Source organism: Chryseobacterium sp. S0630 (assembly GCF_024158915.1).
Lineage (GTDB): Bacteria > Bacteroidota > Bacteroidia > Flavobacteriales > Weeksellaceae > Chryseobacterium.
This window is the reverse complement of the sequence record NZ_JAMZGF010000021.1, coordinates 52,018-72,648: the sequence shown is the minus strand read 5'-3', so window position 1 is coordinate 72,648 and position 20,631 is coordinate 52,018. Positions and strand designations below refer to the sequence as shown.

The window sequence follows — 20,631 nt, the reverse complement described above, 5'->3', positions numbered from 1 at the left end:
GGAGGATACACCCACACAGAATCTAAGCTTGATTTTGCAGGTCTGGCCTTGCAAACCACTACCAATCATTTACGAAAACCAGGTGAATTAGGAATTACTGTAAAAGAACGTTTTGTATACGATAATGGAAACAGACTGAAGGAGCATTACCATCAGGTAGACAGCAATCCAGAAGAGCTGTTGGCCAAAAGCAGTTATAATGAGCTGTCTCAGCTTGTAAACAAGCAGGTAGGAAACAATCTTCAGAGCATTGATTATGCTTACAATATCAGAGGATGGCTGACTGATATTAATAAAGTTCAGATGGGTCTTACAGATTTAGGAGGAAAACTTTTTTCATATAAAATCAAGTATACTCAAAAAGACGGTATAGACAATCCTGATCCTCTACAGTTTTCAGGAAAGAATGTTACCCCGAAATTCAACGGCAATATTGCAGAAGTGGATTGGAGAGCTGTTGAAACGTTGGGTACAAACCCGTCTGTAACACCAAAGAGATACGGGTATGCTTACGATAGGCTGAACAGGTTAGCAGCAGGATATTATCAAAATCCAAACAATCCTTACAGTAAGGAAAACACAGAATCCCTGGCGTATGATTTAAACGGAAACGTGATTAACCTTTACAGAACATCTGTCATGGAATACGGAAGCAATACCGCTACGGTAATTGATAATCTTGCTTATGATTACACTGGAAATCAGGCAGTCAGAATCAAAGATAACAGCGGAAACAGCACTGGATATGAGGGTACAACAGGTTTTCCGATTGAATATAATGCGAACGGAAATATGAAAAATATGATGGATAAGCAGATTACAGGAATCAGCTATAACCATTTGAATCTACCAAGCGTCGTAAATATTGGTTTTGACCAGATCACGACACAGATAAGCACAAAATACAATGCTGACGGAATAAAGCTAAGAAAAGAGAATGTCAAAAATTCAATTGGTTTTGCAGGAACTGATACCACCATCCAGATAACAGATTATTTAGACGGATTCCAATACTTTAAATCCACATCAAGCAGTACAGGTGGTGGCGGTGAAAGCTCAGAAATGCTAATGATGTCAAAACGGGCATTTGAGCCACAGGCATTTAGCCCTGTTAGGGTTATTGCTCCGTCTTTTGGAAGTGGTGGGATTATTGCCAATTCAAAAACTCCTGACTTACAGTTTTTCCCAACATCGGAAGGATTTTATGATTATCAGAAAAATCAATATATTTACCAATATAAAGATCACTTAGGAAATGCAAGAGTCAGTTTCGCAAGAACCAGCGCAGGTGCTCTTGAAATCACAGATGCTAATGATTATTACCCTTTTGGAATGAATCATCTGAAAACAGGAAACAGCTATTTCGGAGTAGGCTCGTATAAAGCATATAAGTACAATAGAAAAGAACTTCAGGAGACGGGAATGTACGACTACGGCTGGCGTCAGTATATGCCTGACTTGGGTCGATGGATGCAGTCAGATCCACTGATAAAGGATTTAGATTTTACTTTTGACCCTAATAATATTGATGATGACGATGATAACGAAGTAGTAAGTGCAATTGAAACTACTTTGGGTAATGGCGGTGGAATTTTCAATCCTGATAATCTAAGCCCATATTCTTATGGATATAACAACCCCATAAAATTTGATGATCCAGATGGAAGATGTCCAACGTGTATTGTTGGTGCACTTGTTGGAGGATTAACAGATTATGGTATGCAAGTAGCAGCAAACTATCTTGATCCTGAAGTTAAAAATAAGTGGACAGACAATATTTCTCTTTCATCAATTGCTTTATCTGCTGTAGAAGGGGGATTAACACAAGGCAGTAGTGCACTTAGAAAAGCAGCTGTAAAGACAACCGTAATGATAGCAAAAAATACGGTGGAAGTAAATACAACGAAAGGAGCCAAAATGGAGACTAACTTTCGGAATGTTGCAAAAAATACTCTTATAGATGCAGCTGCAGGAGGAGCTGCTAAAAAGGCAGGTAGTTTAGTTAAAACAGCAAAACTGGATAAAATAGCAAATAAAGTTAATTTAAATAGTAATACTAAAGCCAAAAATTTTGTTCAAAAAGCGACTGGACTAAGTTCTAGGACATCAAGTAGTATCTCAAAAAAAGTTGATGTAAAAGGTGTTTCAAAGCAATTAAGCAATGGTATTAAAAATGTCACTAATAAATCAGCTGAAAATGCGATTAATGCGAGAACTAAAACAACTGTTGATAATATAAAAAAGAAAACAGATGAATTATAAATGGCTTAAATTATCTTTATTTTTATTGATAATTGTTTATTTGTTTAGAGAAAACGTGGTATATATACCCATACTTAATACATTTTCTAAGGAATATACCAAAGGTTATATAATAAATGAAAAATATTATAAGCGAAGAGGACAATTTACAAATCTCTTTACATATTATTATAAGTTTTCTACTGGTGGTAAGGATTATTCCAATCCAAGCTATGATGAAAAATATAAAGTAGGCGATAGTGTTTTGGTAGAATACAATAAAACTTTTCCTTTTATGAATAGAATAAAGAATCAGAAATAAAGAATCAGATTGAATTCCCCCGCTGCCGCGCGAATCCTTTCGTGTGGTGAAATAAGTTTATAAACAGGTTCTGGTAATTATATTCTTCCATCCAATATAATTATCTAAATTTACAAGGAAAGATTACCCAAAATTCTAAGGTAACTGATTATATTTACAGAGCAGACGGAGTGAAGGTAAGAAAGGTTTTTGGAACAGAAACAACCGATTATCTGGATGGTTTTCAGTATGTAAATTCTGCATTGAAATTCTTCCCTCGCTCCCGCACGAATCCTTTCGTGTGGTAAATAAAATCAAACCTCCCTGCTGGCGTGAGCGTCTCGCTCGTGTCCACAAATCAGATGAAGGTATATCCCCAGCTGGCAAAGTCTCCTGACTTTGGAGAGCAGGGATCATAAAAAACAAAAGTTTTTAGGAATTCAATCTTGTGTTTTGATCTCTGGTTGTAAACCAAACGAAAGGATTCGTGCGGTAGCAGTGGATAACGCCAAAATCAGTTTACCTAAAATCAATAACTATCAATTATAAGATTAGTTGTACTTAATCGCCTTCACCGGAGAAATTTTACTGATCAGGTAGCTTGGGATAATCAAAGCTAATCCAGAAATAAAAAGAATTCCTACTGAGATAGAGATAATCGCGATTGGATTAAGATCTACCGGAACTGTACTCACGTAATAGTTTTCCGGATTAAGTTTTATTATGCCAAAGAATTTCTGGATTAAAATCAGTCCTAATCCGATAGCATTTCCATACAAAAGTCCAGGGATCATAATAATCAGGGTATAATTGATGAAAGTGGCTCTTATCTGTGAATTGCTTGCTCCTAATGTTTTCAGAAGACCAATAGAATTGGTTCGTTCAATAATAAGAATCAGAAGAACCATGATGATATTGATAACCACTACAATCAGCATGATAATAATGATTAAAGCAATATTGGTATCAAAAATACTGATCCAGTCTGTAATCTGTGGGAATTTTTCTGTCGCTTTTTCAGCATAGTTTTTATAACCGATCAGTTTTTCAATTTCAGGAAAATCTTTGTCGATATCATTTACATTTTTCAGGAAAATATCTATTCCACCAATTTCATCAGGTTTCATATCCTGAATTTTTCTTGCGTGATTTATTCCACCGATAACAAATTGTTCATCAATCAGTTTGATGTCAGTTCTATAAATCCCGATAACTCTGAATTTACGGTAAAGTGGTTTTTGATCTGCTTTTAAAAATACAGTAACAATGCTGTCATTTACTTTAAGATGAAGATCTTTGGCGACTTTCTGGGAAATAGCAACATCATTGTTGAAACCTTTCTCTGTTACTTTTGGTGTTGTTCCGGCAATAAGGAATTTTTTGAATCTTAAACTGTCAAAATCTTTTCCTATTCCCTTGAATATAATGCCCGCAAAATTGTGCTCATTACGCATAATTCCGGTTACCGTCACATATTTTTGGGTACTTTCCACATCAGGAAGCTCTTTTATTTTGGCAATATTCAGTCCCTGATTATCCAGTACAGAAGTATTGTATGAAGAATTAGATCGTGTAGACCTTACAGTAATATGTCCGCTGAAATCAGCCAGCCTCTCCTTGATAGCTTTTTTGGAACCAAAACCAGTGGCTACAGTAATTAAGGAAACAATAATCCCCAATGCTACGGAAAGCCTGCCAATGAAGATGATAACCCTTGAAAGGTTATTTTTGTTATCTTTGGAAAATGCTATTTTTCTAGAGAAATATAAAGGAAATTTCAAGCTTATGAATTTAGATTTCAAAATTAAAAATTTACTTCTGATTTGCCTAATTTTTTTAGGAGTATTCAACCAATATTATTCTCAGACTCAAGTTCAACCGGATTTTAAAACCGGTGCAGACCAGCCTGAAATCTACTTACCGCTGCTAAAAAATAAAACGATAGGAGTGGTGACCAATCAGACAGGTTTAATGAGTGATAAAACCCATTTGGTTGATTTTCTGGTAAAAAACGGAATTAAAATCAAGTCTATTTTCGCTCCTGAACATGGCTTCAGAGGAGATGCTGATGCAGGGGCAAAAGTGAAAAATGGTGTAGATGTAAAAACCGGAATTCCCATTGTTTCTCTATATGGAAATAATAAAAAGCCAAAACCGGAACAACTTTCAGGAATTGATATCGTTGTTTTTGATATTCAGGATGTTGGTGTGAGGTTTTACACCTATATTTCCACTTTGTCTTACCTGATGGAAGCCGGAGCTGAAAATAATGTGGAGATCATGGTACTGGATCGTCCCAATCCACATGACGGATATACTGACGGACCTGTCTTGAGAAAAAAATGGACAAGTTTTGTTGGACTTCACGAGGTTCCCGTAGTATATGGATTGACAATAGGTGAGTATGGAAAGATGGTGAATGGTGAGAAATGGCTGAAAAATGAAGTTCAGGCTAAATATACGCTTATTCAGATGAAGAATTATCATAAAAAGCAGCGTTATCAGATACTTGATAAACCTTCTCCTAATTTGCCTAATGATAAAGCCATCAATTTATATCCAAGTCTTTGCTTTTTTGAAGGAACTCAGGTTTCTGTGGGAAGAGGAACAGATCTTCCTTTCCAGATTTATGGCTCTCCATGGACGGAAAATTTGCCTTATCAGTTTACGCCAAAGCCGAGTTATGGTGCTAAAGATCCCTTTCTGAACGGGAAATTATGCTATGGTGAAAACCTCTCCAATTATCCTAAAGATCTAAGAGAACTTAATCTGGAGTGGGTAATCAAAGCCTATCAAAATTATAAAAATCCCCAGCAGGATTTCTTTCTGAAAAATCTATGGTTTGATACTTTATCCGGAACTGATGAATTGAGAAAACAGATTATCGCAGGAAAATCAATTCCGGAAATTAAAGATTCATGGAAAAAAGATCTGGAAAGTTTCGAAAAGATCAGAACCAGATATGTGGTATATGAAGACTAATTAATCAAAATTTTGGGGCGGATTTTTATCATTTCTGCCCTTATTTAATATAAAGAGTCCCACAGTTAATCCGACAACTCCTGCAAAAGCCGTCATTAATGCCCTTTGTAATTTATCAGGCAGATCGTTCCCTAAATAATTCATTAAAAAAAGGATCACAAAAGTGATCACTGATATGATGATATGATTTCTTCCGAATGGTTTCATTGTACTATTTTAATTTATAAGAAATCATTACACCTCCTCTGTATGGGATGATTTCACCGCTTTTATTGAACTTCTCAGCAGAATCATAACGTCTTCCTGTAGACTTGTCATAACCTTTATAAAACCCTTGCGATGTTCCGATTGTTCCATAGATATCAAGATTCCATCGTTCAGATAACTGAAACTGGTATCCTGCAGTAACTCCCAGCATCACAGAAAATCCTTTCTGATAAAGATTAGAATTAACAAGAATTTCTCCATTCCAGTTTTCGGCGGTATTATCATTCCAATAGCTCCATTTTGATGCATTGTAAGCGGCAACAGATACATTGGCTCCTAGATACCAATGTTTGAAAGCTTCAGTAAAGTAATATCTTCCTTCTGCAGAGACAGAGTAAAACTGTAGTTTATGCCCACCGAAAGATTTCCATGGTGAAATGAAAACATCTCCCTGAATTGTATATTTTGGACTTATCTGTTTTTCTATTCCAAGGTTTAAAATCCCTATTGGAGCAAATAAAGCATTTCCTTTTATGTATAAACTTTTCTCTTGTCCTCCTTGTTCCTGTTCCTGAGCGCTCAACGTAGTTGCCGACAGGAAGGCTAGTATGCCTGCTGCTAATAATTTATATTTCATCCAGTATTAATGTTTATTTTATTTGCTTTAATAATTCATCTGCCAGTTGAGAATCCTTATTGCCCTGAACTGCCATGTTTCTGGACATTTCAGCATAGTTTTTTGCCATTTCTTTATTTCCTGTAAGGTGATAGAGTTTGGCAAGTATATAAGTGTTTTCAGAAGTTTCGCTTCTCATGACAGATTTTTCTGCCCATTCAGTAGCTTTCTTTAAGGAAACCGGTGTTTTCACATGATCTGCGAATATCCATGCTGCTCTCAGGAGCTCATTTGGATCAAAGGTATCAGAATTTTTATAATAGTCTAAAGCAGCTTTTTCGTATTCAGGAAAATTACTGTTTTGCTCATAATAGCTGAGCTTCGTCTGATTCAGCTTTTTTATAGCAGCTTCTTTTCCAACCAATGGTTCGGCAGTTTTCATGAAATAGTCATCGTTGATTTTTTTATTTTTATCATCAATTGACTGTTCTACTATTTTTCCTAACTTCAGCTGAGCATCAAATTCGGTATAAGTTTCTTCAGGAAGATATTTAATAATTTCTGCTTTTCTGGAAGCAAAGACATTGTAGTTGGTATCTTCTGATGATTTTATGAAATAAAGAAGAAATCCAATTTCATCCTTCGTAAGCTCTTCAGTTTTCTTTTTATTCTGGAAATATCTTTCAGAAGCTTTTTTTGCGAATTCATAATCTGAATTAGCATTAAGCTTCATAATGTTGATCAGGAATTCCGGGTCTTTTTCACCACCGGCAAAACGATCTTTAAGAGAACCTTTTTTATTTCCGGGTGAATTAATGTCCTGTGCCATTGCCACAAAGAGACTTTCTTCCATATATCCTGTATTTCTGGAAACAAGTTCACCTTCACCGTTCAGAAAAAGATAAGTAGGATAGGAACGTACTCCGAATTTTGAAGCAATGTCTCTTCCTTCTCCTTTCTCCATGTCAAATCTTGCATTAATGAAGTTGGTGTTGTAATAATCACTTACAGCTTTCTGAGTGAATACATTTTTTTCCATCATTTTGCATGGACCACACCAGGAAGCATATGCATCAATAAAAACCAATTTCTTTTCTTTCTTGGCTTTTGCAATAATATCTTTGAATGGCAGCTCCTGAAACTGGATGGCTTCCTGAGCAGAGATTGCGATGGCACAAAAAATAGATATCCCGGAGATGATCTTCTTCATTTTCAAATAAGATTTGTAGGCGAAGATAATTAATTTTCAAAATATAGCGTGCTGAATCTGTGGTCTGAACAACGATATTAACTAACTTTAAGACTTATTCCTGCTTTTTTGTCTTTCGGTTTGTGTATAAAATAAGAGTTGTTCTTTAGACTTTTTCTTTAAAAAAAGTAGTGAGAATTTAGCTTATTTTTTCTTCACTTTTTTATGCTCGTTACCCCATACTTCAAGCTGATTCAGAACAGGAATCAGTTTTTTACCAATTTCTGTAAGCTCATATTCTACTTTTACGGGAACTTCTGCATATACTCTTTTAATGATTAGTTCCTCCTGTTCCATTTTTTTTAGCTGAAGGGTAAGCATTCTTTCAGAAATATTGTGGATCTTATCTTTCAGTTCAAAAAATCTCATTTTTCCATGTTTAAGATGATAACAGATGGAAAGTATCCAGCGGCCACTGATCAGATTCACAGCATATATTTCAGAACAGCTGTACTCCAGTGTTTTCTTATTTTCATTATTGGTGGATGATTCTTTAATACTCATACTTACATTTTTGTTCGTTCCAGACAATCATTTGTACACTTGGAAAGCATAATGTTGATAGGTAAATTTACAAATAAAAACAGGGAATATTCTGTTGAAAAATGGTTTTATGACTTGTTTAGTATAAAATATTTGAGATATTATGAATTTTAATAGAATTAACATTGATCTGAAAAATAACATTGAAAATGTTCCTTATTCGTTGGAAATTGATGAAATTTTATTTTTGAATAGCCCGGAAATTATTCAGCAGGAAAGAAAAGAATTTACGAAAGCACATCCTTTTAAAAAACCGCCTCATATTGCTGTGCAAGATATCTTTATACCGAGTTCGGAAGATGGATATGAGATCAGACTTCACGTATACCAGCCTGAAGATTTTAACCGTGACAAGGTTCTTCTTTACTTTCATGGAGGAGGATATGTTTTCGGATTGCCGGAGCAGGTAGATGACCATATGTTTGAAATTGCAGATACACTTAAGGCAACTATTATTTCTGTTGATTACAGGCTGGCTCCTCAATACCGGTTTCCCATTCCTGTTTTAGATGGTTTTGATGCTTTACAATGGATCATAAGACATGGTGTTTCTGAGCTGGGGATTAATTCTGATCATATCACCGTTTTCGGGGCAAGTGCAGGTGGGCATCTGGCAGCGGCAGTAACTCAAATGGCAGCAGACCATACTATTAAAAATATAAAACATCAGTTTTTACTATATCCTGTCATTCACAACAGACTGAATACTCCTTCAATGGAAGAGTTTACAGATATTCCACTATGGAATAAAAATTACGCAAAGACAGCGTGGCTGCATTTTCTGGGCGAAGAAAATAAAGATAAAAGCATTCAATATTCGGATCTTACGTCTTATCATAATTTTTCCGGGTTGCCACAAACTACCATTGTTGCCTGTGAGTTGGATCCTTTAAGAGATGAAGATGTAGAATATGCTCAGCTCTTATATAAAGCAGGAGTGAAAACAGAATTATGGGTAATTCCCGGTGCGCTGCATGTATTTGATCTCTTTGATTCTCCTATGAAAGATGAATATAATAAGTTTCTTATGAGCAGACTTTTCCAATGATGTATAAAATAAAAACAGATGAAATTACGGGATAAAAAAACAGCACTGCTTCTTATTGATATTCAAAAAGGATTTCTTGATGAAAACTATTGGGGAGGAAACAGAAATAACAAAGAAGCAGAAAAATTAAGCGGGAAAATACTGGAAACATGGCGGAACCTGAGTTTGCCGGTGTTTCACATCAGGCACAGCTCAACCAATCTTACATCGAAACTGCATGAATCTGATCCTGGATTTGGATTTAATGATCATGTTTTACCCCAAAATGATGAATGTATTATTACAAAAAATGTAAACAGCGCTTTCATAGGGACAGATCTGAAAGAAAAATTAGATCTTCAGAAAACAGATACTGTGGTGATTCTGGGAATTACGACCAATCATTGTGTTTCCACTACAGCAAGAATGGCAGGAAATTTTGGATATGAAACCTATGTGATTTCTGATGCTACGGCGGCTTTTGACAGAGTAGGGATACATGGAGAAAAATATGAAGCAGAACTGGTTCATCTCATGGCGTTAGCCAATCTGAGTGAAGAATTTGCCACCATCCTTAATACCGAAGAATTATTAAGAAAGCTATAGGAAGAAAAATTAGAATCCGAATACATTGAAACTACCATCATTTTGGTAGTTTTTTTATATTTTTGAAATAAATAGCTTAAAAGACATGTTTTTGTTAAAAAAATAAGCGGCCCACTGGCGGTTTAAAAGATAAAAATAATTCACTTTACAGTCCTGGAATCTTTGTTATATCTTTGCAAACGAATAATTTATATGTTGAGGAACTTACAATTTAGAGAATTTGATTATTAATTTTAAGCACGCTTTATCCAAAAAGTCCATTTATATTACTGCTTTGTCTGCCTGCCTGATTGCTGTGGCAGCATTTGCTGTTCTAAGTCTTCTGATCACTGAAGACAGCCGGAAAAATACCGATGATTTTGCAAAGAAAACATTCTTCCGAAAATATGAGTCTATAGAACATGAATTCAGAAATATTGAAGATTATCAATATCTGCTTCGTGCCCTGATCCAGAAAGACGGTCTGAAGAATTATAAAGATTATTCTTTGGTTTTAAATGATTTAAACAAAAAAAGAAATCTGCTCCCTTACAGCTGGTATTATTATGAAAACATTAATTCAGGAAAGTCTGAGAGCAATAATCCCTTATCTGATATTTTCAAGAATACAGATCATAAAGACAATTCTATTGTGATAAAAAACAATGGTCCGGGACATTTCAAAGACCTTTTGCTTACCAAAAAGGACAGCATGTACTGGGTAAGCTATGATTCTTTGATGCTGCCTGATAAAAACAAATTGTATTATGGTTCTACCGTGAGTCTGGATGATCTTCATCAATATTTTATTAACGTAGATAAAAGCTCCAATACTTACGCCTATGTTTTTACAAAAGAAGGAATCTGTATTACCCATCCTGAAAAAAAATACATCGGAAAGAATATTTTTGACTTTACGGATATTAAAGCTAATGATACCCTCACGAGCAAAACTGAAGCAGGATATACTAAAGGAACAGCGGTCTCAGAATATCTGGGAGTGGAAGTAACCCGCTTCATAAAACCATTGAAAACGGATAATTTTGAAGGATACACGGTAGTGAATCACGTGAATTTTATTATTGATGAAAATATCAGCAAGATAAAAACCTATACCGTTTATATTTTTCTGGCAGCATTGTTTCTTATTGTAACGGTCTTTATATTGTTTCAAAGAGCAACCAGCCTGGCCTATCAGGAGAAAGAGAAAATCCAGTCTGAGAAGAATTTATTGTTGATAGAGAACGAAAAGATGCATAAAGCCGAAGTAATCAATCAGCTTCAGCAGCTTAAAAATAATATCAATCCGCACTTCCTTTTCAATTCTCTGAATTCCCTTTATATGCTGATCGGGATTAATAAAGAAAATGCTCAGAAGTTTACCATGAATCTCTCTAAAATTTACAGGTATCTTATAGTGCCTCCGAAAGATAATATTGTTCCGATTTCGCAGGAAATCAAATTTATACAGCAATACATGGAACTTTTGAAAAGCAGGTTTGATGAAGAATTGAAGTTTGAATTGATTATTAATGCTCCGGAAAGTCTGGAAAAAAGAATTCCCTATTTATCTCTTCAGATTGTCACGGAAAATGCGACCAAACACAATATTGCAACCATAGATCAGCCTCTGGAAATCATCATTACCGTTGACAAGGATGGGATCACGGTAAAGAATACATGGCAGCCTAAAGCAGAAACAGTGCAGGGAGAGAAATTCGGAATTGATTATTTGAACCAAATTTATGGATATTTTAAGAATAATCTTCTTAATATTTCTGTAGATGGTGAATATTTCGTATGTTTTTTGCCTTTAATGGAGTAAAAATAAAATCCATTCACTCCCGAATTAGCACCATTCACTCCCTAATATTATATATATGATTCACGATACTTATAGCTTTGCTTACTGAAACTAAGATATTTACTATTTGGAATGAATCGGACTATTTTAATGAAGAATTACAGGCTCGCACTGTATCTCGGTCTTGCTATGGCCTCACCAATGGCACTCGCACAGAAAAAAGATAAAGATACGGTAAAGGTCAACAAAGAAAAAACGGATAAGACAGAGACCTCTTCCTCAAAGAAAACCAAAAAAATTGAAGACCTGATCAAAAAAGGAACCTATAAAAAAGGACTCTTTAATACCATTCAGGTAAAGACGGATATTTATTTTGAAATTCCTGACAGTTTGATGGGACGTCAGTTTTTGGTGGTAAACAAACTTTCTCAGGTACCTATGCAGGTTAATGAAGCAGGTTTAAACAAAGGAATGAATTATGAAAATAAAGTCATCTCTTTTCACCGTGATCCTGTAGCTAAAAAAGTATGGGTAAAAACGGTGGTGCCTAAAGTGTCATCTCCAAAAAATGATGCCATTACAAAATCGGTGAAGGATAACTTTTCAGAATCTGTCATTGAGGTTTTTGATATTGAGGCGCAAAACAATGATTCTACAGCAGTAGCCATTAAAGTGAACAAAGTTTTTGATGGAAATCAAAAGAGCTTTAATGATGTTTTGGCCAATGTAGGATTAGGAGGATCTGTGAAATCAAGTCTTTCTTATATAGAAGGAGTGAAAACATTTCCTAAGAACCTTGTGGTGAAATCTCAATTGTCTACTTCTGTCAATGAAGGGGGCGTAGATCTTCCGGTAACTTTAGGTGTTACAACCAATCTGGTTCTGCTTTCTAAAATACCGATGAAACCAAGAGTTGCGGATTCAAGAGTAGGATTTTTCTCCGAAAAACACTGGTCGTTCAATGACAACCAGCAAAAAATGGATGAAAAATTTTTCATTACCAAATGGAATCTTGAACCTAAAGATGAAGATAAAGAAAAATATTTAAGAGGAGAGCTGGTAGAGCCTAAGAAACCGATCGTTTATTATATCGATCCGGCAACTCCAAAACAATGGCGTGAGAAAATCATTGCCGGAGTACATGACTGGCAGGCGGCGTTTGAGCAGGCAGGATTCAAAAATGCAGTGGTTGCGAAAATGCCGGATGAGAAAGATGAAGATTTTGATATTGATGATGTAAGATATTCTGTAATTACTTACGCCGCTTCGCCAAAGTCAAATGCAATGGGACCATCAGTAGTAGATCCGAGAAGCGGGGAAATTATTGAGGCAGATATCATCTGGTGGCATAATGTAATGACTTCTCTTCATGACTGGATGAGAATTCAGACAGGGCCTATTGATCCAAAAGCAAGAGGAAATAAATTCAGTGATGAACATATGGGTGAAGCCATCCGTTTTGTTTCATCTCATGAAGTAGGACACACTTTCGGACTGAAGCACAATATGGGAGCATCTTTTGCATTCCCGGTAGAGTCGCTTCGTTCCAAAGAATTTACAGACAAAATGGGCGGTACGGCACCTTCCATTATGGATTATGCACGTTACAATTACGTAGCTCAGCCGGAAGATGGCGTTACAGCAATCACTCCGAAAATTGGTCTTTATGATAAATATGCCATAGAGTGGGGTTACCGTTGGTATCCGGATGAATTCGTAGAGAAAAAAGCGCTGAAAAACCTAATTGAAAAACACGAGGATGACCCGATGTATTTCTATGGAGAGCAGCAGAGCTATCTGGAAACCATTGATCCGCGTTCGCAGTCTGAAGATTTAGGTGATGATGCGATGAAAGCCAGCGAATATGGAATCAAAAACCTGAAAGTGGTGATTAACAACCTCTTGAAATGGACGTATGAAGATGGTAAAGAATACACAGATGCCGGAAAACTGTATCTGGGAGTGATCGGACAGTGGGATTTGTATACAGGTCATGTGATGGCGAATGTAGGAGGAATTTACCTTAACAATACTGTTTTTGGTAACAAAAAGAAAGCTTACGAAGCTGTACCTGCAGAAATTCAGAGAAGAGCGGTTGATTATCTTGTTAAAAATGCGATTAATCTTCCGGAGTGGTTATTCTTTAATCCGATTACAGAAAAAACATATCCGGTTAAAGATTCACCAATGGGACCATTCGAGCAGACGCCTTATACCCTGGCAAGAGGAATGCAGTATGCGAATATCTACTCCTTGTTTATGGATGACAGGCTGTTGAGGTTACTTGAAAATGAGCTGAAACATGAGATGTCCGGCTCTAAAGAAGAAATCTATACGGTTGAGAATTTATTTGATCAGGTAAGAACTGCCATTTTCAATAAAAAAGGAAGCCTTACGATGCTTGAGAAAATGACACAGAAAAATTATGTGGATGCCCTGATCGTTTCGGTGAACAAATTATTTGAGAAAACAGCGGTAAAAGGATTGAAAGTAGATGATACTTTGAATATGCCGACCATCTGTAATTTCCATGAAGAGGATCACGGTTTGAGGAATATCAATTATTCATCCATGAAAAGAGTATCTGAAGTGACGACTTACAAGAGAGCAGAACTTCAGAAAGTTCTGGACTTACTGAACAGAACAAGGTACAGAGGTGATGATGCTTCCAGAGCACATTACACAGATTTAATCATTCGTATACAAGAGGCTTTAAACAAATAAACGGCAATGAAAAAAACTCTAATACTTTTACCTCTTTTGGCTGCTAATATAGCAATGGCCCAGCAAAAGAAAACCATCACCGGGAAAATTGAAGATGCAAATTCGTCTCACATTATTACCGGTGCATCTATAAAAATCGAGACACAGTCGGTCTCTACAAAAACAGAATTAGAAGGAATTATCGAAAGTGTATCAGTAGGTACAGTGACAGATAAGGACGGAAAATTTATATTGGAAATCCCAGCCGATACAAAAACCGTATTGGTAAGTTATCCAGGTTATGAATCCAGAGTCATTCAGCTTAATGAAGGGCAGACTAACTATACCATCAGACTGACTTCTGAGGTTTCAGATAAAAATAAAATCCAGGAAGTCATCATCACCGGATATCAGAAAATTGAAAAGCGTAAACAGACCTCAGCGGTTTCTACAGTGAAAATGGACAACATCAGCCAGGCTGGTGTTGCCAGTGTAGATCAGATGCTGGCAGGGCAGATTGCCGGTGTGGCAGTAACTCCTGAAACGGGAGCTCCGGGAAGTCCGGCGAAGATCAGAATCAGAGGTACAGCTTCTCTTTCCGGTCCTCAGGATCCGCTATGGGTAATTGACGGTCTTCCGTTAGAAGGAAATGATGTTCCGAACTTTACGGATAAAGACAATATTGACCAGCTTCAGAACTTCTCTATCGCAGGTTTGAACCCTAACGATATTGAAGATATTACCATTCTTAAAGATGCTGCAGCAACAGCTATTTATGGTGCAAGAGCAGCCAATGGAGTTATCTCTATCACCACTAAAAAAGGAAAGAAAGGAAGTCTGAAACTGAATTTCTCAGCAGATACTTTTGTGACATCACGTCCTGACTTTGATAAATTAAACCTTTTAAATGCCTCTGAAAAAGTAGATCTGGAATTGATGCTTGCCAAGCGTGCAGATCTTACGTACCGTGCAGATAAAGGAGAAGTAATGAGAATTCTGACTCAGAACAGCCAGCTTGATGCTTTCAGAAACGGAGGTTTTGATGCGTTGAATTCATTGACTCGCCAACAGATTAACGGTTTAAGAAATAACAATACAGACTGGGGCAAACTGTTATACAGAAATGCCATCAACAAACAATACGGATTAAGTGTTTCCGGAGGAAGTGACCGCGCAGATTACTATTTCTCTCTGGGATACTATGATGAAGAAGGAACAACTATCGGGACAGGTTTTAAGCGTTATAACCTGACTTTAAAAAACAACTACAAATTAAGCGATAAGTTAAATGCAGGAATCTCTATTTTCGGAACGCAAAGTGAACGTACCTCTTTTGTAACGGATGCTGATGCTTCAATAAACCCGGTTAACTATTCAAGAAATGCCAATCCATATCTGAGACCTTTTAATGCAGACGGAAGTTACAACTATGATAAAGATATGGATGGTTTTGAAGACCGTTATATTCCTTTCAACTTCCTGGAAGAAAGAGAGAATACCAACTATTCACTGAAAAATAACTCTCTGAAAGCGATTTTAGATTTAGAATATAAAGCTTCAAAAAGTTTAAGATTTACCTCTCAGTTAGGCCTTCAGTATGATGCTAATAAAACAGAGAAATTTGCAGCAGAGAATACCTACTTCACCAGAAAAATGAGAGAAAATACCCGTTACTATAAAGATGGTAAATACAATTACTTTCTACCGGCTGGTGCGGTAAAACAAAACTGGGATAATGATTTCTTCCAATACAACTGGAAATTGCAGGCAGCGTACAGCACAAAGATCAATAAGCATGAAATTGATTTGATGGCAGGTACAGAAATCCGTAAAACAGAAGATAACACGACTATCACGAGAGCTTTCGGATACGATCCTGCAACAAGAAGAGCCACAGCAATCGTTTTCCCGAATTCAAGTTTTGCAGCGGACAAAAGATATGAAACCTACCGTGAAGCAGCTCCTATAGAGAATGCTTATGCGTCTATGTTTGCGACAGCTTCTTATACTTACGATCAGAAATATACATTCTTCGGAAGTGTGAGATATGACGGAACCAACCTTTTCGGGGTGAATAAGAAATATAAATACCTTCCGATATGGGCTGTTTCAGGATCTTGGCTGGTAACGAAAGAAGACTTTATGAAGAATATTTCTGCGGTATCTAACCTGAGACTGAGAGCTTCTTATGGTCTTCAGGGAAATATCGACAGAAACACCTCACCGTTCTTCATCGGTGAATATAATGATGCCACAATTCTTCCGGGAGGAAAAGAACCTATTATCAATGTTCTCAGCCCTCCAAATGATAAACTGAGATGGGAAAAAACAACCAATACCAACTTAGGGCTTGATTTAGGATTGTTCAATAACCGTATCAGCCTTACCGCTGATGTCTACAGCAGAAAAGGTACAGATATGATCAGTATGAAAGAAACTCCTCTTGAAACAGGATTCGAATATACGATGATGAACTGGGGAAGCCTTACCAATAAAGGGTTTGAATTGGCCATATCTACCAGAAACATCAATCATGATAATTTCAAATGGACCACTACCATCAACTTTGCTCACAACAAGAGTAGAGTATTGAGCGAGCAGCCACGTGATAATGCATTGCTTCCTTCCAGAGAAGGGCTACCTGTAAATGCTGTTTTTGCTTTGAAAACCGCAGGAATGGATGAACAGGGGAACCCATTATTCTGGAAAGGAGATCAGAAGATTTCAGCAGCAGAATTCTTTAAGCTATATGATGTATATGCAGATTTCCTGCCAGGACAGCTTGTAGATACCAAACTTTCAAACGCGGAGCTGAGAAGCCTGTTTACCTATGTGGGAGACAGAGATCCTAAATTTACCGGAGGTATTATCAACACATTTAAAGTAAGTAATTTTGACCTTACCATCTCTGCAACATTCAACCTGAAGCAGACGGTAATGAGAACACCTTCTTACCGCGGTATGGAGCTGGACAGAGGAAGAAATTACACAAGAGATATTTATGAAGCCGGAGGTTCGCTTCCGGGAATTACAAGTCCTGATATGGACGCTAATCCGGACGGATGGATGGCGAATAAATGGTTTACCGGAAACCGTTCCAATGCATACAGTTTACTGGATGTATGGGCGAAAGAGATCAGCTATATCAGAATCAGCAGTATCCGTTTGGGGTATACACTTCCTAAAGAATTTACAAACCCGATGGGAATCACAAGTTTGAGACTGAGTGTTGAAGGACGTAACCTGTTTGTATTCAGTAACGGATATAAAGGATATTTCGATCCGGAAACGTATGGTAATATTTATGCACAGCCTATCACCAAGTCGGTAACCGTAGGATTTAATGTTTCTTTTTAAAACTTGAGAAAAATGAGAAAAATTACAGCAATCATAGCACTTGCAGCAATCAGCTTTATCAGTATCGGATGCGACAGGTTTTTAGATATTCAGCCTGAAGGAAAAGTGATTCCTACCACTGCTGAAGACTACAGAAAAGTACTTACATCTGCATATTCAAAATATCCTGTTCACAAATCACTGGTGGCACTTCGTACTGATGAGGTGAATATTGATGATAATTCAGCAGATTTTATTTCCTATCGTGAAATTGCGATGTGGAAAGACGCAAACAATGATCAGGCATCTACGGAATTCCCATGGGTAAGCTTTTATTCCGTGAACTTTTATCTGAATCAGATTATCAATGAAGGAAGCAAAACCATGCAGGATTCTCCGGAAAAGAACCAGATTTTAGCAGAAGCGTATGCCCTTCGTGCTTACCTGTATTTTGATATGGTGAATTTATACGGAAAGCCATACAACAGTGCTACGGCTTCTACAGACAGAGGAGTTCCTATCAATCTTGAAATTGATCTTGAGCAGGTATTGAAGCCATCTTCTGTACAGGAAGTATATGCACAGGTTCACGCAGACCTTAAAAAGGCTGAGGATCTGATGGTGGAGCAGAAGCAGGCACTGGGAGTCAATTATAGATTCTCAAAAACAGCATTGCTGGCATTTGAGGCAAGAGCTGCGCTATATGAAGGAGACTGGAATAAAGCTTTAAACTATGCAGATCAGGTATTGGCAGTAAAAGGAGATTTGAGCAATTTAAATACTGTCAACACACCACCCAACCATTATGCTTCTCCGGAGTCTATCATGGCTTTGGATAATACATGGGATAACTCTATAAAGAACTTATCTTTTGCATCTCCGGAATTGATTTCTTCATACAATTCTACTACAGATAAAAGGTTTGGCATGTATTTTGAAAAAAATGGTAGTAAGTATAAAGTCACCAAAGGAGGAAGCTTAGAATTTAAAGTATCTTTCAGAACAGCTGAACAGTACTTTATAAAATCTGAAGCATTATTAAAGTTGAATAAACTGGCAGAAGCTAAAGAAACACTTCTGAAAGTATTAAAAAACAGATATACTCCGGATGGATATACTTCAGTACAAAATGCAGTAAACTCAATGGATTCTGCAGCATTTATGACCTTTATTCTGGATGAGAGATTCAGAGAATTTGCTTTGGAAGGTCAAAGATGGTTCGACTTAAGAAGAGCAAATCAGAAAAAAATAAGCCACACGATTAGTGGTAAAGAGTATATTCTTCAGCAGAATGATCCGCGATATACCATTGAATATCCAATGAGTGCGAAGAAGAATAACCCTAATTTATAGAACTTCATATCAAATTCAATACAGAGGAAGCCGCTTGAACTTAATTGTTTCAGCGGTTTTTTTGTACTTTTGCATCGTTATGAAAATTGCCATTATAGAAGATGAGCTGCTGGCTGTGAATTATCTGAAAAATCTTTTAGATACACAGAACATTGTCCCTGTTACAGAGACTGTTATTCTTCGTTCCAAAAAACAGGCAATTGATTTCTTTGAGAAAGATTCGGCAGATCTTATTTTTATGGATATTCATCTTGGAGATGGAATGAGCCTGGAAATTTTTGAACAGATAGAGCTTTTTACCCCGATTATTTTCATTACTGCATTTGATGAATACGCGATGAGGGTTTTCAGACATTTCACCATTGATTATCTTCTGAAGCCTTTTGAGGAAGAAGATTTGCATAAAGCTTTACAAAAATTTATTTCCATAAGAAATAATTTCGACCCTGAACCGGTTCTTAAGTCTATTTCATCCCTTCGACAGGCAGGCGATGAGGTCATGAAACGTTTTATGGTAAGAGAGGGGAATAAACTCAAATCAATAGATGAACATAACGCCGCTTATTTTTTTGCCTCCGGGAAATACCTTTTCCTCACTACTAAAGATCATCAGACCTATATTTATGATGATACCATTAAAGATATTATTCAAAAGCTGAATCCTGAAATTTTCTTTAAAATAAACCGCAAGTTTATCATTAATAAAGACGCAGTTTCAGAAATTATCAAACATTCCAGCCAGAAAGTAGAACTTAGGCTCTCACCGGAACCGGAAGTAAATACTGAGATTTTTATCAGTAAAATGCAAATCGCCGAATGTTTAAGCTGGCTGAATAAGTAATTTTTTACATTTCGATCTTTTTGTGATTAATAAATCTCAAATGTGAAAATTATTAATCAAAACAATATAAAACATCTACTACACCGATACTACATCATTTTTTCAATACACTTCTCCTGACGGGGAAGAGGGTTATCCTGGTACAGAATCTGTAACGGTAACTTATTCCATTAGTGAAAATAATGAATTACGGTTAGATTATTCAGGGACAACAGACCAGGAAACTATACTCAATCTGGTAAACCATTCTTATTTTAACTTGGCGGGAGAGGGAAGTGGAACAATAAATAACCATCAATTGCAGATTGAGGCTGATTTTTACACTCCTCTTACAAAAAACCTTGAACCGACAGGTGAAATTTTAACTGTAAAAAATACTCCGTTTGATTTTACTTTCATAACAGGTATTGGAGACAGAATTGATACGGATCATGATCAGCTTACGATTGGAAAAGGATATGATCATAATTTTGTTTTAAGACACCCTATGCATCGTTTAGATTTAGTAGCTACTGTTATAGAACCGCTGTCAGGGAGAAAAATGGAAATATTTACCACTATGCCGGGTTTGCAGTTATATACTGCTAATTGGATAAAAAATATAAAAGGAAAAGAAGATCACCTATACCAGGAAAGAGAGGCGTTTTGTTTGGAAACACAGAATTTTCCCGATGCAATTAACCAATCCCATTTTCCATCACCAATACTGACGCCTAATAATGTATATAAGCATTCAACTATTTACAAATTCTCAATTCATTAACATCAAATCAGATTTAACAGTTGATAAATCCCAAGTTTAGAGATTGCTGAAAAGAAGTTATATTAAAAAACAAAAAAACC

At 36.5% G+C, this 20,631-nt stretch carries 16 protein-coding genes; 11 read left to right on the top strand and 5 right to left on the bottom strand.

Annotated elements, in window-relative coordinates; genetic code table 11:
• Nucleotides 1-48: 48 nt before the first annotated feature.
• Nucleotides 49-2,262, top strand: coding sequence for an RHS repeat-associated core domain-containing protein (locus NK356_RS11535; RefSeq protein WP_253317021.1), 2,214 nt, complete (start codon nucleotides 49-51; stop codon nucleotides 2,260-2,262).
• Nucleotides 2,252-2,563, top strand: a complete 312-nt coding sequence (locus tag NK356_RS11530; RefSeq protein ID WP_253317020.1) for a hypothetical protein — start codon at nucleotides 2,252-2,254, stop codon at nucleotides 2,561-2,563. Before NK356_RS11535 ends, NK356_RS11530 begins: the two co-directional genes overlap by 11 nt.
• A 530-nt stretch (nucleotides 2,564-3,093) precedes the next feature.
• Here NK356_RS11530 and NK356_RS11525 read toward each other — a convergent pair.
• Entirely contained in the window at nucleotides 3,094-4,323 is a 1,230-nt protein-coding gene (locus NK356_RS11525) for an FtsX-like permease family protein (protein ID WP_034695151.1), read from the bottom strand.
• 4 nt (nucleotides 4,324-4,327) lie between these two features.
• On the opposite strand from NK356_RS11525, the gene NK356_RS11520 reads away from it, so the two are divergent.
• On the top strand, nucleotides 4,328-5,524 hold the full coding sequence (locus tag NK356_RS11520) for an exo-beta-N-acetylmuramidase NamZ domain-containing protein (RefSeq protein WP_253317019.1): 1,197 nt from the start codon (nucleotides 4,328-4,330) through the stop codon (nucleotides 5,522-5,524).
• Here NK356_RS11520 and NK356_RS11515 read toward each other — a convergent pair whose 3' ends face one another.
• From NK356_RS11515 to NK356_RS11500, 4 genes are all read right to left on the bottom strand, one after another.
• Entirely contained in the window at nucleotides 5,525-5,731 is a 207-nt protein-coding gene (locus NK356_RS11515; protein WP_034695152.1) for a hypothetical protein, read from the bottom strand.
• A gap of 4 nt (nucleotides 5,732-5,735) precedes the next feature.
• Nucleotides 5,736-6,368 carry a DUF3575 domain-containing protein gene (locus NK356_RS11510; RefSeq protein WP_034695154.1) on the bottom strand — a complete coding sequence of 211 codons (633 nt, stop codon included), beginning with the start codon at nucleotides 6,366-6,368 and terminating at the stop codon, nucleotides 5,736-5,738.
• A gap of 13 nt (nucleotides 6,369-6,381) precedes the next feature.
• Entirely contained in the window at nucleotides 6,382-7,557 is a 1,176-nt protein-coding gene (locus NK356_RS11505) for a thioredoxin fold domain-containing protein (RefSeq protein ID WP_253317018.1), read from the bottom strand.
• Nucleotides 7,558-7,740: 183 nt separating this feature from the next.
• Nucleotides 7,741-8,100 carry a helix-turn-helix domain-containing protein gene (locus NK356_RS11500; RefSeq protein WP_034695156.1) on the bottom strand — a complete coding sequence of 120 codons (360 nt, stop codon included), beginning with the start codon at nucleotides 8,098-8,100 and terminating at the stop codon, nucleotides 7,741-7,743.
• Between the two features lie 142 nt (nucleotides 8,101-8,242).
• Here NK356_RS11500 and NK356_RS11495 point away from each other — a divergent pair, with 142 nt between their 5' ends.
• The 8 genes from NK356_RS11495 to NK356_RS11460 all read left to right on the top strand — a co-directional run bounded on the left by NK356_RS11495 (nucleotide 8,243) and on the right by NK356_RS11460 (nucleotide 20,551).
• Nucleotides 8,243-9,187, top strand: coding sequence for an alpha/beta hydrolase (locus tag NK356_RS11495; RefSeq protein ID WP_034695158.1), 945 nt, complete (start codon nucleotides 8,243-8,245; stop codon nucleotides 9,185-9,187).
• Nucleotides 9,188-9,205: 18 nt separating this feature from the next.
• On the top strand, nucleotides 9,206-9,772 hold the full coding sequence (locus NK356_RS11490; protein ID WP_253317017.1) for a cysteine hydrolase family protein: 567 nt from the start codon (nucleotides 9,206-9,208) through the stop codon (nucleotides 9,770-9,772).
• Nucleotides 9,773-9,992: 220 nt separating this feature from the next.
• Nucleotides 9,993-11,576, top strand: coding sequence for a histidine kinase (locus NK356_RS11485; protein ID WP_253317016.1), 1,584 nt, complete (start codon nucleotides 9,993-9,995; stop codon nucleotides 11,574-11,576).
• 129 nt (nucleotides 11,577-11,705) lie between these two features.
• The gene (locus tag NK356_RS11480) at nucleotides 11,706-14,279 is read left to right on the top strand and encodes a zinc-dependent metalloprotease (protein ID WP_253317028.1); all 2,574 of its coding nucleotides are present in this window, start codon (nucleotides 11,706-11,708) and stop codon (nucleotides 14,277-14,279) included.
• 6 nt (nucleotides 14,280-14,285) lie between these two features.
• Nucleotides 14,286-17,615 carry a SusC/RagA family TonB-linked outer membrane protein gene (locus NK356_RS11475; RefSeq protein WP_253317015.1) on the top strand — a complete coding sequence of 1,110 codons (3,330 nt, stop codon included), beginning with the start codon at nucleotides 14,286-14,288 and terminating at the stop codon, nucleotides 17,613-17,615.
• A gap of 12 nt (nucleotides 17,616-17,627) precedes the next feature.
• Nucleotides 17,628-18,947, top strand: coding sequence for a RagB/SusD family nutrient uptake outer membrane protein (locus NK356_RS11470; protein WP_034695167.1), 1,320 nt, complete (start codon nucleotides 17,628-17,630; stop codon nucleotides 18,945-18,947).
• Nucleotides 18,948-19,026: 79 nt separating this feature from the next.
• Nucleotides 19,027-19,788 (top strand): LytTR family DNA-binding domain-containing protein, encoded by a 762-nt coding sequence (locus tag NK356_RS11465; protein WP_034695168.1) that lies wholly within the window; start codon nucleotides 19,027-19,029, stop codon nucleotides 19,786-19,788.
• A 73-nt stretch (nucleotides 19,789-19,861) separates the two neighbouring features.
• Nucleotides 19,862-20,551, top strand: a complete 690-nt coding sequence (locus NK356_RS11460; RefSeq protein WP_253317027.1) for an aldose epimerase family protein — start codon at nucleotides 19,862-19,864, stop codon at nucleotides 20,549-20,551.
• Nucleotides 20,552-20,631: the final 80 nt, after the last annotated feature.